Raw genomic sequence first — 14,073 nt, 5'->3', positions numbered from 1 at the left:
CAGAGAAGGAGAGCGGAACACGATATGGCAAAGCAAAAAATTGTACTCGCTTATTCGGGCGGCTTGGATACGTCCATTATTTTGAAATGGCTGAAGGAAACGTACGACGCGGAAATTATCGCGTTCACAGCCGATATCGGCCAGAAGGACGAGCTGGACGGTCTGGAGGAAAAGGCGCTGAATACCGGCGCATCCAAAGTATACATCGACGATCTGCGCGAGGAATTCGCTCGCGACTTCATTTTCCCGATGTTCCAGGCTGGAGCTTTGTATGAAGGCCAATATTTGCTCGGCACGAGCATCGCGCGTCCGCTGATCGCCAAGCGGATGGTAGAAATCGCTCTGGCTGAAGGCGCAACGGCGATTGCACACGGCGCAACGGGCAAAGGCAACGACCAGGTTCGTTTCGAGCTGACGGCGGCCGCATTGACCCCGGATGTAGACGTAATCGCGCCATGGCGTCTGGAGCAATTCCGCGAGGAGTTCCCGGGACGCGCCGAGATGATCGCATTTGCTGAAAAGCACGGAATTAACGTTACCGCCTCGGCAGCCAAGCCGTATTCCATGGACCGCAATTTGCTGCATATCAGCTATGAAAGCGGCGTGCTGGAAGATCCATGGTTTGATCCGAGCGCCAAGGAAAACAAGGAAATGTTCCTGCTGAGCGCCGATCCGGAGGATGCTCCGGATGAGGCTGAGTACATTGAGCTGGAGTTCGAGCAAGGCAACTGTGTCGCGATCAACGGCGAGCGGATGATTCCGCTGCACATTATGGAGAAGCTGAACGAGCTGGGCGGCAAGCACGGAATCGGTCGCGTCGATATGGTCGAAAACCGCTTCGTCGGCATGAAGAGCCGCGGTGTGTATGAGACGCCGGGCGGTACCATTCTGTTCACCGCTCACCGCAAAATCGAGTCGATTACGATGGATCGTGAAGTGATGCATTTGCGCGACTCGCTCATTCCTAAGTACGCTTCGCTCGTATATAACGGCTTCTGGTACGCGCCAGAGCGTCTGGCGATTCAGGCCCTCGTCACCGAGAGCCAGAAAAACGTTAACGGTACGGTTCGTCTGAAGCTGTACAAAGGCAATGTGATCGGTGCGGGCGTACAAAGCCCGGTCAGCTTGTACAATCCGCATATTGCGACGATGGAAGCTGATCCGACCAAAGCTTACGACCAAGGCGATGCGACTGGCTTTATCCGTCTGAATGCGCTCCGTCTGCGCGTGGCGGCCGGTGTGAACCAGGCTCAGGCGAAGGATAGCAAGTAAGGCGGCAAGCGAATAAGCTCGGTGCAGGGTTTTCCGTTCAGGGAAGCCCTGTGCCTGTGTCAGAGGAAGAAAGGGGTTTTGCATCGTGTCCAAGTTGTGGGGCGGGCGTTTTACGAAAAAAACGGACCAATTGGTCGAGGAATATACAGCATCCATCCTGTTTGACAAGGAATTAGCCGAGGAGGACGTGCAGGGCAGCTTGGCTCACGTATCCATGCTGGGCAAATGCGGCATCGTGCCGCAAGCCGATGTGGAGACGATCAAGGCCGGCTTGCTGAAGGTGCAGGACCTGATCCGTCGCGGCGAGCTCGAATTTTCGGTTAGCGACGAAGATATTCATATGAATGTCGAGAAGGCATTGATTGACGAGGTCGGGCCGGTCGGCGGCAAGCTGCATACCGGACGGAGCCGCAACGATCAGGTGGCGACCGACATGCATCTGTGGCTGCGCAAGCGGGTCGTTGAATTTGTCGGCCTGCTGAATAAAGTGCAGGAAGCGCTGCTTGAGCAAGCGAAGCAAAATCTGGACACCATCGTACCGGGTTACACGCATTTGCAGCGCGCGCAGCCGATTTTGTTCGCGCATCATCTGCTTGCCTACGTGTCGATGTTCCAGCGCGACGCGGAGCGGCTGCAGGACAGCTACAAGCGGGTTAACGTGCTGCCGCTGGGCGCAGGGGCGCTGGCGGGTACGACGTTCCCGATTGACCGTCATTTTGTGGCGGAGCAGCTCGGCTTTGACCGGGTGTATGAGAACTCGCTGGATGCGGTGAGCGACCGTGATTTTATTCTGGAGTTTTTGTCGAACGCCTCGATGATTATGATGCATCTGTCGCGGCTGAGCGAGGAGTTTGTGCTGTGGTCCAGCACCGAGTTCCGTTTTGTTGAGCTGGACGACGCGTTTTGCACAGGCAGCAGCATTATGCCGCAGAAGAAAAATCCGGATGTCGCCGAGCTGGTGCGCGGCAAAACGGGCCGGGTATACGGCAACCTGTTCGGCCTGCTGACGGTGCTGAAGTCGCTGCCGCTGGCGTATAACAAGGATATGCAGGAAGACAAGGAAGGCATGTTTGACACCGTGCGGACGCTGCAGGGAGCCTTGCAGCTGTACGCGCCGATGATCGCCACGATGAAGGTGAACAAGGATCGGATGCGGCAGGCTGTCAATCAGGACTTCTCAAATGCAACGGACATCGCGGACTACCTGGTTAACAAAGGCATGCCGTTCCGTCAGGCGCATGAAGTCATCGGCAAGACGGTGCTGTATTGCATTCAGCAAAACAAATACTTGCTTGACCTCAAGCTGGAGGAGTATCATCAGTTTTCTGAGCTGTTTGCAGACGATATTTATCGGGTGCTGCAGCCGGAGACAGTTGTCAATGCGCGTAATGTATATGGCGGCACTGCAACCGTGCAAGTCAGCGCGGCGATTGAGCGTGCGGAAGCGGTGCTTGCGCAGTCCGCGGCCTGGTTCGACGAATACTTCAACAAAAGCAGATAAAGTCAAAAAAGACAAGCCCGTTGCTTTCACATGTCTCCACGGTTCGCCTGAAAGCGGACTGCTGGGAATGTGATGCAGCGGGCTTTTCCAAAAAACTTGCCGTTATTTTCGGTACGTTTTGGCGTATCAGCTAGAACTGCGAATTTAAAATTTAAACACGTTATTAAAAAATAAGCCAGCACCTGCAAATGGAGCCAACCTACAAGAATGTACGTATTTTATCCAGACATTCATTGACGACTTCATCGGGAGCTCTTCCGACGACATCTATACGCCGAGCTCGCCAATCCAGATTTTTAATTTGATCCGTTAGAATGACCCCATCAAAAACCAATTCATCCGGCAACGATACTTCAAATCCCCATCCTCTGGCCGTATGCGTGATAGGACAAACTGAAACAAAACCTGTCGTCTGATTGAATGCTGCTGGTGACAACACAATGGCAGATCTTCTTCCTGCTTGTTCGTGACCGGCTTGAGGATTAAAATTGATCCAGACTAGATCTCCCCGATCTGCACTCATTTACAATAATTCCTTCCCTTCTCTGCCCCAATCAATTTCGTCGTGGCGATTTTCTGGTTTGCATTGAGCTAACAATTCTTCCAAGGTCGGCTTTTTCTTTTTGGGCACCACGGTTAGTGTATGATCATCACCTACGATCAAATCGACCTCAGTTCCTTGGCAAACCTCAATTTTTTCAGCAATATGACTTGGAATTCGAATACCTAGACTGTTTCCCCATTTCTGTACGGTAGTCGACATGGAAAACCCTCCTTGTTTTTGAGGTCTTTGATTCATTCTAGCACACCTCCGTCTCGATGTATACACATAGTATATACAATATGATCGAAATGATACTTAATGGTGAACTCCGATAGTGGGTAGGCGCAACCACCTCCACATACATCGAATGTTTGCCTAGGCTCCAATCTACCCATTCAGCAGCGCTGCTTCCACCTTCAACTCGATCCTCTGCTTTACCACTATCGTTGGTACGGTTCTACATATCGGTTGACCAGTCAGAGCTTCAGCGGAAAACAGGTCCCTTCACGCCATCCTCGATCAGCGGCGCGCCGTCGCTCCCCGGCTGGCTGCGGTCCGGATCTGAGTCGCCGTCGCTGGACCCGGAGTTGACAGCTACGAGTTGGGGCTGGGCCGCATACTTATCGCGTGACAGGCGCTCCCGGCTGACTTCGACTCCGTTTTGCTTTTTAATCCGGTACGTTTCGACGATATAGCCGGGCTTGCCGAGCGCGAGAACAACCTGCTTGCCCCGCGGCAAGGTCGGATTGTGCACATATTTGGTCGGGGGCGCCAGCTTCTCCAGGGTACGGGATTCGACCTCATACGTCAGATCCGGCGGAGTTTGTCCGAACAGTTTGACCGTTAGTCCTGCGCTGTCGGAGGCGGTGCGAATCAGCACGTAGTGGGCGGTATTGTTGCGGAACTTGAAATTAATGTAGCCGCCGGCGAAGGTGGCGTCCTGGCCGAGCGGCACATAGCTGATCGGGAGCGAGTGGTTGCGCCGCTCGACGATGTCAAGCCCGGCGAGCAGCGCCGCGTTGTACAACGTGGACGACACCTGGCAGATGCCCCCGCCGACGCCGGGCACCAGCTTGCCGCCCACGATGACGGGCGCTTCGCGATAGCCCGCCGTTTTCTCCGTCTGCGCGATATAGGGCGCATAATCAAACACGGCGCCGGGCGCGAGCAGCGTGTCCTGCAGCGAAGCGGCCGTGCACTGCACATTGTGCAGCCGCCCGGCCGAGCCGGCTGCGCCGGTTCCGGACGGCGGGGGCGGGTACGCCGTCCGGAACTCCCCGATCTTGCGGGCGACGCCTTGCGCCCGCAGCGTCTCCAGCGTGACCGCCGGGCCCCAGGCCCTTAGCGGCACGCTCAGCTCAAGCGGCGCAGGCGGCGGCTGCGCCTGCTCCCAAGCGGGCAGCGCTGCGAGCAGGCCGGCCGCCAGCGCTGCCTCGTCAGGCTGCACGGTCGGCTGCTCCGCGACCAGCTCAATCGTATCGTCCGCACGGACGATGCGCACGGCATCCTTGGGCCGGTTGCTGTACACGTGCGGGTAAGCTTGCTTGAGCGCGGCCGTCAGCCGGCCGGCGTCAAGAGTTGGCTGCGCGGTCCACAGGCCGCCGCGCAGCTGCCAGCGGGCCAGCGCCCGCTGGAGGCGCGAGCCTTGGCGCAGCGGCAGCGTGCGGTCAAGCAGCGGGCGCGTGTCCAGCGCCACGCCCAGCTCGCCAAGCGTCCGTTCGGCGACGGACCCTTCCGTCCCGGCGGTCGCCGCGTCGACCGCCGCCTTCCCCGCCGCCGAAGCGCCGTCCACCACCGCCGCCTTCCCCGCCGTCGCCGCGCCGATCGCCGATTTCTTCGCCGTCGGGTCCGCCGCTGATTCAGCCGCCGCTCCGCCGTCCAGCTGCAGCCGGACGGCGGAGGCGAGGAAGGCGGCTTGACGCCGCGCCAGCTGCTGCTCGAATTCGATATAGGTCAAGCCGCCGACCGCCCATGCCCCGACCTGCAATCCTGCTGGCAGGCGGGAGGACGAGCCGTACAGAGCCAGAGCGCCGCCGCCGACGGCTGCGGCCGCCAGCACCGCGAGCAGCAGCCGGCTGGCGGTTTTGACGATGCGCGATACAGGGAGCATGAGGATCGGACCTCCTTTGCCGGGTAAGGGGTAAGCTCGTACAATTTTGGCGCTTGCGTGTTGTCCATGCCCCCTCATTGTATGCGCGCTCCGCCGCAAACTTTCCGTCCCCCGCATTTTGTCTGCGTTCCGGGACTGCCCGGAGTGCGACATTTGTGACAAGCTGTAGAAATTCACTTGGCATTAAAGGAATTTGCGAACTTATGTCGAACTTATAAAGGCTAGTTCATGTTTTTTCCAGCGCTTTCGCTACTAAATTCAGGATGTGATACCGTGATCGAAATGCACGACGTTTGGAAAACGTACTCTGACGGGAGCCATGCGCTAAAAGGCATCAGCGTCAAGGTGGACCAAAGTGAATTCGTCTATGTCGTCGGACCGTCCGGAGCGGGCAAATCGACGTTTATGAAAATGATCTATAGAGAGGAACGTCCGACCAAGGGGACGATCTTTGTCAACGGCTTTAATCTCGAAAAGCTGAAGCAGCGCAAAATTCCGTACGTGCGCCGCAATATCGGCGTTGTGTTTCAGGATTTCCGCTTGCTGCCCAAGCTGACCGTATACGAAAATGTCGCTTTTGCGATGGAAGTCATCGAGGCGCCCAAAAAAGTGATCCGCAAGCGAACGTTGGAAGTGCTGGAGCTGGTCCGTCTGAAGGACAAGGCCGGTTCTTTGCCGACTCAGCTGTCCGGAGGAGAGCAGCAGCGCGTCGCAATTGCCCGGGCAATTGTCAACAATCCGTCTGTTATTATCGCTGATGAGCCGACAGGTAATCTCGACCCGGAAACGTCCTGGGGAATTATGAAGCTGATGGAGGAAATCAACTTCCGCGGCACAACAATTGTGATGGCCACGCACAACAAAGAGATTGTGAACACGATGCGCAAACGGGTTATCGCCATTGAGGCCGGTAAAATCGCCCGTGACGAAGCAAGGGGTGAGTACGGCTATGAAGATTAGCACAGCCGGCAGGCATCTTCGTGAAGGCACGAAGAACGTGCTCCGCAACGGCTGGATGTCCTTTGCTTCGATCAGCTCGATTTCCATCTCGCTGTTTATTTTAGGTGTTTTTCTTCTTCTCACATTAAATGTAAATTTTCTGGCCAAGCAAATTGAGCAGCAGGTTGAAATTCGGGTTTTTCTCGAGATCGGTACGTCCCAGGAGCAGATCGCTCAGCTGCAAAATGAAGTTGCTGCGCTGCCGGAGGTCAGCAAGGTCACCTTCGTCTCGAAGGAAGAGGGCCTTGTCTTATTGCGCGAAAGAATGGGAGAAGGCGGCCAGCAGTTCCTGGAAGGCTTTGATGGAGATCAGAACCCGCTCAACGACTCGTTTACCGTCGAGGTCTCGCAGCCGAGATCGGTTGCCAGCGTGGCGCAGCAGGTGACGAAGCTGAACGACGGCAAGCCGGCCAAGCCGATTTTCCGGGTGACCTACGGGCAAGGCACGGTAGAGACGATGTTTAAGGTGACGTCGATCGTGCGCAATGTCGGGCTGGTGCTTGTCGCTGCGCTCGCACTAACCGCGATGTTCCTGATTTCGAATACCATTAAAATTACGATTGTGGCCAGACGCCGCGAAATTTCGATCATGAAGCTGGTCGGCGCCACCAATTCGTTTATTCGCTGGCCGTTTTTCATTGAAGGGGCGCTGCTCGGCATCATCGGGTCGGCGATTCCGGTCGGTATTTTGCTGACAGGCTACTGGCAGCTGATGAATTCGCCGCAAGTCGATTTAAGCATGCTGCTCATCAAGCTGCTGCCTTACGAAGAGGTGGCTTACCAGACGGCGGGACTGCTGATCGGCATCGGCATTTTGATCGGCATTTGGGGAAGCGTGCTGTCCGTACGTAAGTTTTTGCGCGTATAGCTTGCGCTGGACGTTCAGGGTGAAACAAACAGATGCTCAAGGAGGAACGGGTATTGAAAAAGTCTTTTCTACCGCTTGTCTTGTCCGTAGGTCTCGTCGGTACGCTAGTGGTGCCGCAGTCCGGGTTTGCCTTGAAAGCCTCCCAGCGCATTGAGCAGGAGCTGAAGCAGCTGAAGCAGGAGAAGGCTGCCGTTACCCAGAAGGGGAATGAAACCGAGAAGCAATTGAATCAAGTGACGGCGGAAAAGCAGCAAACGGAAAATGATATCGAAGCGCTGCTGAGTCAAATTGATAAAACAAATGAAAGCTTGAGCAACCTGAACAATCAAGTCACCGAGGTGTCGGAATCGCTGCAAACGAACGCCCAGCAGCTGGAAGAAGCCGAGGGACGGGTGGAGACCCGCGACCAGACGCTTCGCTCCCGGGTGCGGCTGATGTATATGAACGGCACCGTGTCTTACGCCGATGTATTGCTCAGCTCGACAAGCTTCAGTGATTTTCTGGACCGGCTGGAAGCTTTGCGTTCCATCGTGAATCAGGACAAGGAAATTTTGGAGGCCAACAAGCGGGACCGCGATACGATCACTGTGAAAAAAGGCGAAATTGAGCAGCAGCTTGTTCAGGTGAAGCAGCTGTATGCCCAGACGCGTGCGATCAAGGCCGAGCTGGTCGTGAAGGAAAAAGAAAAGGAAGTACGGATCGCTAGTCTCTCCGACAAAGAGAAGCAGCTGCATGAGATCAGCGAGGAAGTTGAGAAGCAGCTGCTCCGGGTCGCCAGCCAGGAAGCGGCCAAGCAGAAGGCGCTGAAGGAAGCGAAGGCAGCGGAAACGGTCAAGAAAACCGGTCAGCCTGCTCCGTCCGTGTATGCGCTGAAAGGCGGGAAGTTCGGGTATCCTCTGCCAAACGTGGTGAACATGTCGTCGGATTTCGGTACGCGGCGGGACCCTTTTACCGGCAGGTCAGCCACGCATAACGGCATTGATCTTCCGTCGCCGGGCGGGACAAGCATTCTGGCCGCTGAAAGCGGCGTCGTTATCGTCGCCTCCTGGTGGAGCGGCTACGGCAACACCGTTATTATCGACCATGGCGGCGGCATCTGGACCTTGTACGGCCATATCCGCAATGACGGGATCGTCGTCCAGAAGGGCGATGTGGTTAAACGCGGCCAAAAAATCGCGGAGGTCGGATCGACCGGCCGTTCGACCGGCAATCACTTGCATTTTGAAGTGCGGAGCAATGAGTCGCCGATTGATCCGAAGCCGTATTTGAGATAAACGCAACAACCAGAGCTGATCATAAATCCGGGGAGCTTGTCATAAACTAGAAAGACAAGTTGTTTGACCAGGAATAGGGACAATCGGCTCTGATTCAACAGGAAGCCGGATTGCGACCGGGACCAGCAAAGGCGGTGTGAAGAAGCATGGTGTTCAGAGGACGGACAGTAGTTGCTTTTATTTTATTATCCATGTTTGCCAGCAGCATTATGACCTTGACCATCGTGCATCCGTCGATGTTTACGGCGGCCAAGCAGGAGAGCGGAGCGGCCTCAGCCGATGGCAAAGGCTTGAACAACAAGGATTTGAACAAAATCGCGACAACGTACCAGCTGATCGAAAAAAAGTTTCTCACCGAGGTCGATCATGACAAAATTGTCAACGGAGCGATCAACGGGATGCTCGCCACGCTGGATGATCCGTTTACGGTGTACATGGACCAGACCGAAGCGAAGCAATTTGACGAAAATATCACGTCTTCCTTTCAGGGGATCGGCGCCGAGGTGGCCTCCGATGAAGGCAGAGTGATGATTGTTGCGCCGATCAAGGGATCTCCGGCCGAGAAAGCGGGCCTGCATGCCAATGATGTGCTCGTAGCTGTCAATGGAGAGAAGCTGGAGGGGCTGACGCTTAACCAGGCGATTATGAAAATACGCGGACCGAAAGGGACGCAGGCGAAGCTGGAGGTTATGCGTCCCGGCGTCGCCGATCTGATTCAGCTCATCGTTGTTCGGGATGACATTGATGTGGAGACGGTGTACGGAGAGATGCTGCAGGGCAATATCGGCAAAATCGAAATTCGCCAATTTTCCAGCAACACGGCGGCCCGCTTCAAGGAAGAGCTTGCTGCGCTTGAAGGCAAGGGGATGAAGGGTCTCATTATCGACGTGCGCAACGACCCGGGCGGCTTGCTGCAATCGGTCGTGCAAATTGTCGAGCCGTTCGTGCCCAAGGGCAAAGCGATTCTGCAGATTGAAAACCGCAACGGCACCAAGGAAGAAACGAAGTCGGAGAACAAGGGCGAGGGCAAGCCATACCCGGTCAGCGTGCTCATTAATAAAGGCAGCGCCAGCGCTTCGGAAATATTGGCAGGCGCTCTGCATGACTCGGTTGGCAGCCAGCTGATCGGCGAAACGACGTTCGGCAAAGGCACGGTACAGGTGACGTTCCAGGATGAAATGGCTGACGGCAGCAATATCAAGATGACGGTGTACAAGTGGCTGACGCCGAACGGAACGTGGATTCACAAGAAAGGGATCGCGCCGACGATTCCGGTTGAGCAGCCTGCTTATTTCCGGGTAGCGCCGCTGACGAAAAAAGAAACGTTGAAGCAGGACGCCAACAACGAGGATGTCAAAAACCTGCAGATTATGCTGCAGGGGCTTGGCTACAACCCGGAGCGGGCGGACGGGTATTATAGCGATAAAACGACGCAGGCGGTCAAGGCGTTCCAGCGTGCGAACGGACTGCCGACGAGCGGCGAGGTGGATGCGGAAACGGCAGGCAAGCTGGAGCGGGCGATTTTGGCTGCGATCCGTGATCCGAAAAACGATGTGCAGCTCAAAACAGCCGTGGACACGATGCAAAAGCTGATCAAGTAGCCCGGTTGCTCGCACCTGCGCCAAGCGCCTCGCGCGCCTTGTGCGACCGGACATGAACGGGGCCGCGCCAACGGCCAATTTCCGAAGGTGTGCAGGAAATAAACGAACAGGCGTCGAATTGACAAAGAAGGCGATTCTCCACGCAAGCCGGGGAACCGACCTTCTTTTTTCTTCGTATTCACCGGCTGTCACGGCCGATTATGACGTTAGCTAAGCAAAGGAGCGGGCTATGGACTGGATTCAAGCTTTCGGATGGCAATGGCTGCACGCGCTGGCTCAGCTCTTTTTGCAGCCGATGTATGTAGTGGGCGTGCTGTTTATTGCATTGATGTACCGCAGGCAAATTGCGCTGGAGCGCAAGCTGTTCTCGACGAAGCTGCACGGGCTGCTGTCAGAGACGTGGCGGACCGTTTTATGGGGTTGGGTCGGGGGATTGGCGGTATCTGTGGTCATGGCCGGTGTCGGGGCGACGATGACTCCGGATGCGGTTCTGCTGCTGTGGCTGCTGTCGCTGCTGCTGCTGCTCGTGAGGGTTCGGTTTTTATGCTGGGCCTACGCGGTAGGCGCGATCGGCGTGCTGCAGGTGATCGCGGCTGCGATTCCCGGTCTGCGGACGTCGGCGGACTGGGCGTGGCCGGTGAAGCCGCTGCTGATGCTTAACGTGCCGTCGCTGCTGGCGCTCGTAGCGGTGCTGCATTTGGCGGAAGCGGTGTATGTCCGTCTACAGGGCGCAAGGTTCGGCATGCCGTTATTTGTCGAAACGAAGCGCGGTAAAATCGTCGGCGGCTACCGCCTGCAAGGCTTCTGGCCGGTAGCATTATTTCTCATTGTGCCGCTGCAGCAAGCCGGAGCAGGTCCGGTCTTGCCTTGGACGCCGCTGCTGGGCGGTGAGGCGTGGCTGAACGGCTGGACGATCATCGGATTCCCCGTTATGATCGGGTTTAGCGAGATGACTACGTCCCGCTTGCCGCATATGAAGGCGCGAGCGACATCCGGTCTGTTGTTTATTTACGCAGCCGCCGTGCTGCTGCTGGCTGCGCTTAGCGCCTGGCAGCCTTTTTTCCTCATCCCTGCATGCCTGCTGGCAATCGCGCTGCATGAGGCGATGAACTGGTACAGCCGCTGGGACGAGTCGAGACGCAGTCCGATTTTCGTGCAGCCTGAGCAGGGGATGAAAATTTTGGCGGTGCTCCCCGGCAGCCCGGCTGAGGAGCTTGGCTTGAAGGCCGGAGAAATCATCCTTCGGGTCAACGGATCGGTTGTGCGCACGAAGCAGGAGCTGCATCAAGCGTTTCAGATCAACCCGGCGTTTTGCCGGTTGGAAATTGTCGATCAGGCGCAGGAGAAACGGCTGCTCAAGCGCGGTATTTTTGCCGGAGAGCATCATCAGCTTGGCATTGTGCTTGTCCCTGATCAGGATGTGCTGTATTATGTCGAAGAACGGCAGGATTCGTTCTGGGCTTACGTGAGCCGCAGGCTGGTCGGAATTATCCGCAATGAGCAGCGTCCGGGCAGCATGTGACCCTCAGCAGGGAAGCTGCCGGGCTTGCGGCATTGAGGGCGGCCAACGGGTTCGCTCTGCTGCATGCCTGCTCTGGCGGCAATTCACATGATTCACATGAAAAAAAGACGCTTTCCGCTCCGCATAATCCGGAATGGGAAAGCGTCTTTTTTACGTGGACCGAATCGTGTTACTCCGGCATCATACCGGTGCTGATCGCGATCCGGTTCCAGCTGTTGATGGTGACGATGGCCATAATCAGCTCGCTCATTTCCCGCTTATCGAAATATTGCGCCGCCTCTTCGTACACCGCATCAGGCACATGCTCCTTCGTGATGAGCGTGACGGCTTCTGTCAGCGCCAGCGCCGCCCGCTCTGCAGGCTTGAAGTAGGTCGTATCCCGCCAGGCGCTAAGCGCATAAATGCGCTGCTCGGTTTCGCCAAGGGCGCGTGCGTCCTTGGTATGCATATTGATGCAGAAGGCGCAGCCGTTGATTTGCGAGGCGCGGATTTTAACCAGCTCTTTCAGGGAACTGCTCAAGCTGGAGTCGCCGAGAAATTTTTCCAAGCCCAGCATAGCCTTGTAAGCGGCCGGGTTTTCTTCGCTGATTGCCAAACGTTGTGTCATGTGAATCGCTCCTTGCCAGGTTGAGATGGCCTGTTAGCGATGCCGCTGTCAGGCTTCTCTTCTTAGACAAGGCAGCCCGGCGATTTGTGACAGTGTGGCAGCCGGTGATCGGTGACTTTATATGGAGCTAACGCAGCACCACAATTTCAACGCGGCGATTTTTGGCCCGATTTTCCTCGCTCGTATTTTCCACGACTGGCCGGGTGTCCGCGTACGAAGTCGAGACGAACTTTTTGGCGTCCAGCTGCGCGTCATAAATAAAGTAACGAAGCACGGACAAGGAACGGGCCTGCGACAGTCCCCAGTTGTCCCTGTAGACCGACCCCGTCGATAACGGCAAATTGTCGGTATGGCCTTCAATGCTGACTGTGGAACTCAGCTGCTGGAACAAACTGGCGAGCTGTGTCAGGATTGGCGTGGCTTCGGGCTTCAGATCGGCTTTGCCGAGGTCAAACAGAAACAGATCGTTTAAAGTGACGGCTACGCCGCGACTCGTATCGGCAGCCGATACTTGCGCTTGCAGGTTATTGGTCTGGATATAAGCCTGCACCTTCTGCAGCAGGTCCTCCAGCTGTTTCTCCTTCAGCTGCTGGAGCTCCGCTTCCTTTTGCTTGAGCGCTTCCGCTTCCGTCAACTGGTCCTTGTCGGGCGGCGGGTTTGGCGGATGCAGGGAGCCTGTAAGTCCTTCCCCTTGCTGCAGAATCGAATCCGCCTTCGTAAATTCGAACTTGAGCGATTGGGCCAGCACCTCGTACTTCTGCACGTCAATCTTGCTCATCGCGTACATGATAATGAAAAAAATCAGCAGCAGCGTAATCAGATCGGAATACGTAATCAGCCAACGTTCGTGGTTTTCCGGCGCGCTCCGCTGCCTGCGTCTACTTCTCCTCGCCACGGGCTCCACCTGCGCTCTCGGCTGTACGTTCCTCGCGCTCCTGAATGAACGAGTACAGCTTCTTCTTGATCAACTGCGGATTTTCCCCGGCCTGGAGCGCCAGCATGCCTTCCAGCTGCAGCTCCATCTCCGCTACCTGCAGCTGGCTGCGCAGCTTGATTTTGCTTGCGATCGGCAAGTAGATGACATTCGCTGACGCAACGCCGTACAGGGTAGCTGCGAAGGCAACCGCAATGGCCGGGCCGAGATTGCCCGGATCGGACAAATTGCCCAGTACGTGAATCAGTCCCATAACGGTACCGATAATACCCATCGTCGGCGCGAAGCCGCCGGCGGTTTCGAACATTTTGGCCCAGCCTTCATGACGGCGCTCCAGTGAATCTATTTCCAGCTCCAAAATTTGCCGCGTCAGCTCCGGATCGGTGCCGTCCACGACCATGGTCAGTCCTTCCCGCAGAAACGGATTGCTATGCTGCTGGGCCGGCGTTTCCAAAGCGAGCACGCCTTCGCGCCGGGCGATAGTCGCCATCTCGACCAGCTCTTCGATCGACTGGCGCGGATCATGCCGATGCTCGCGGAAGGCCATCGACAGCGCTTGTCCGAACTGGCGCAGCTGCGCGCGCGGAAAGCTGACAACGACGGCCCCGATCGTACCGCCGAAGACGATCAGCATGGCGCTTGGCACGAACAAAGCGTCAAGATGACCTCCATCCCATAAGTAGCCGCCGATCAGCGCGGCCAGACCGATAAGCAGTCCGATTAATGTGGTAATATCCACGTTGCTCCACCTCTGGCTTCATTAAAAATAGGACGAGCTGCCTTTGCCCGGTCCGCCGACAGGCAGCGATAACCGATTGCAACACGTTTGGAAAACAGGTAT

General features: G+C 56.4%; 13 protein-coding genes. 7 read left to right on the top strand and 6 right to left on the bottom strand.

Annotated features, from left to right (window positions below):
- The first annotated feature begins 24 nt into the window (after positions 1-24).
- Complete coding sequence (locus AC6ROY_RS14625; RefSeq protein WP_500101297.1) at positions 25-1,272, top strand: argininosuccinate synthase; 1,248 nt, start codon at positions 25-27, stop codon at positions 1,270-1,272.
- Positions 1,273-1,357: 85 nt separating this feature from the next.
- Entirely contained in the window at positions 1,358-2,773 is a 1,416-nt protein-coding gene (argH, locus tag AC6ROY_RS14620) for an argininosuccinate lyase (protein ID WP_500101296.1), read from the top strand.
- A 199-nt stretch (positions 2,774-2,972) separates the two neighbouring features.
- On the opposite strand, the gene AC6ROY_RS14615 is transcribed toward argH, so the two are convergent.
- The 3 genes from AC6ROY_RS14615 to AC6ROY_RS14605 all read right to left on the bottom strand — a co-directional run bounded on the left by AC6ROY_RS14615 (position 2,973) and on the right by AC6ROY_RS14605 (position 5,427).
- Positions 2,973-3,296: a type II toxin-antitoxin system PemK/MazF family toxin gene (locus AC6ROY_RS14615; RefSeq protein ID WP_500101295.1), complete on the bottom strand. Its 324-nt coding sequence runs from the start codon at positions 3,294-3,296 to the stop codon at positions 2,973-2,975.
- A complete protein-coding gene (locus AC6ROY_RS14610) occupies positions 3,297-3,572 on the bottom strand; it encodes an AbrB/MazE/SpoVT family DNA-binding domain-containing protein (protein WP_500101293.1) in 276 nt (91 codons plus the stop codon).
- A 229-nt stretch (positions 3,573-3,801) separates the two neighbouring features.
- Positions 3,802-5,427 carry a VanW family protein gene (locus AC6ROY_RS14605; RefSeq protein ID WP_500101292.1) on the bottom strand — a complete coding sequence of 542 codons (1,626 nt, stop codon included), beginning with the start codon at positions 5,425-5,427 and terminating at the stop codon, positions 3,802-3,804.
- Positions 5,428-5,700: 273 nt separating this feature from the next.
- Between AC6ROY_RS14605 and ftsE the strand changes: the two genes are divergently transcribed.
- The 5 genes from ftsE (at position 5,701) to AC6ROY_RS14580 (ending at position 11,691) form a co-directional block, all read left to right on the top strand.
- Positions 5,701-6,387 carry a cell division ATP-binding protein FtsE gene (gene ftsE, locus AC6ROY_RS14600; RefSeq protein WP_500101290.1) on the top strand — a complete coding sequence of 229 codons (687 nt, stop codon included), beginning with the start codon at positions 5,701-5,703 and terminating at the stop codon, positions 6,385-6,387.
- The gene (gene ftsX, locus AC6ROY_RS14595) at positions 6,377-7,294 is read left to right on the top strand and encodes a permease-like cell division protein FtsX (RefSeq protein ID WP_500101289.1); all 918 of its coding nucleotides are present in this window, start codon (positions 6,377-6,379) and stop codon (positions 7,292-7,294) included. The genes ftsE and ftsX overlap by 11 nt, the downstream gene beginning before the upstream one ends.
- Positions 7,295-7,347: 53 nt before the next feature.
- Positions 7,348-8,568 carry a murein hydrolase activator EnvC family protein gene (locus AC6ROY_RS14590; RefSeq protein ID WP_500101288.1) on the top strand — a complete coding sequence of 407 codons (1,221 nt, stop codon included), beginning with the start codon at positions 7,348-7,350 and terminating at the stop codon, positions 8,566-8,568.
- 146 nt (positions 8,569-8,714) lie between these two features.
- Positions 8,715-10,169: a S41 family peptidase gene (locus tag AC6ROY_RS14585; RefSeq protein ID WP_500101287.1), complete on the top strand. Its 1,455-nt coding sequence runs from the start codon at positions 8,715-8,717 to the stop codon at positions 10,167-10,169.
- A gap of 229 nt (positions 10,170-10,398) precedes the next feature.
- Positions 10,399-11,691, top strand: a complete 1,293-nt coding sequence (locus AC6ROY_RS14580) for a PDZ domain-containing protein (protein WP_500101286.1) — start codon at positions 10,399-10,401, stop codon at positions 11,689-11,691.
- 169 nt (positions 11,692-11,860) lie between these two features.
- Here AC6ROY_RS14580 and AC6ROY_RS14575 read toward each other — a convergent pair whose 3' ends face one another.
- The 3 genes from AC6ROY_RS14575 to AC6ROY_RS14565 form a co-directional block, all read right to left on the bottom strand.
- Complete coding sequence (locus tag AC6ROY_RS14575; RefSeq protein WP_500101284.1) at positions 11,861-12,298, bottom strand: carboxymuconolactone decarboxylase family protein; 438 nt, start codon at positions 12,296-12,298, stop codon at positions 11,861-11,863.
- A gap of 127 nt (positions 12,299-12,425) precedes the next feature.
- The gene (locus AC6ROY_RS14570; protein WP_500101283.1) at positions 12,426-13,193 is read right to left on the bottom strand and encodes a flagellar motor protein MotB; all 768 of its coding nucleotides are present in this window, start codon (positions 13,191-13,193) and stop codon (positions 12,426-12,428) included.
- Positions 13,177-13,971: a flagellar motor protein gene (locus AC6ROY_RS14565; RefSeq protein WP_500101282.1), complete on the bottom strand. Its 795-nt coding sequence runs from the start codon at positions 13,969-13,971 to the stop codon at positions 13,177-13,179. The genes AC6ROY_RS14570 and AC6ROY_RS14565 overlap by 17 nt, the downstream gene beginning before the upstream one ends.
- Positions 13,972-14,073 lie beyond the last annotated feature (102 nt).

The organism is Paenibacillus sp. sg306046 (assembly GCF_059821225.1).
This window is presented reverse-complemented; position numbering and strand designations above follow the sequence as displayed.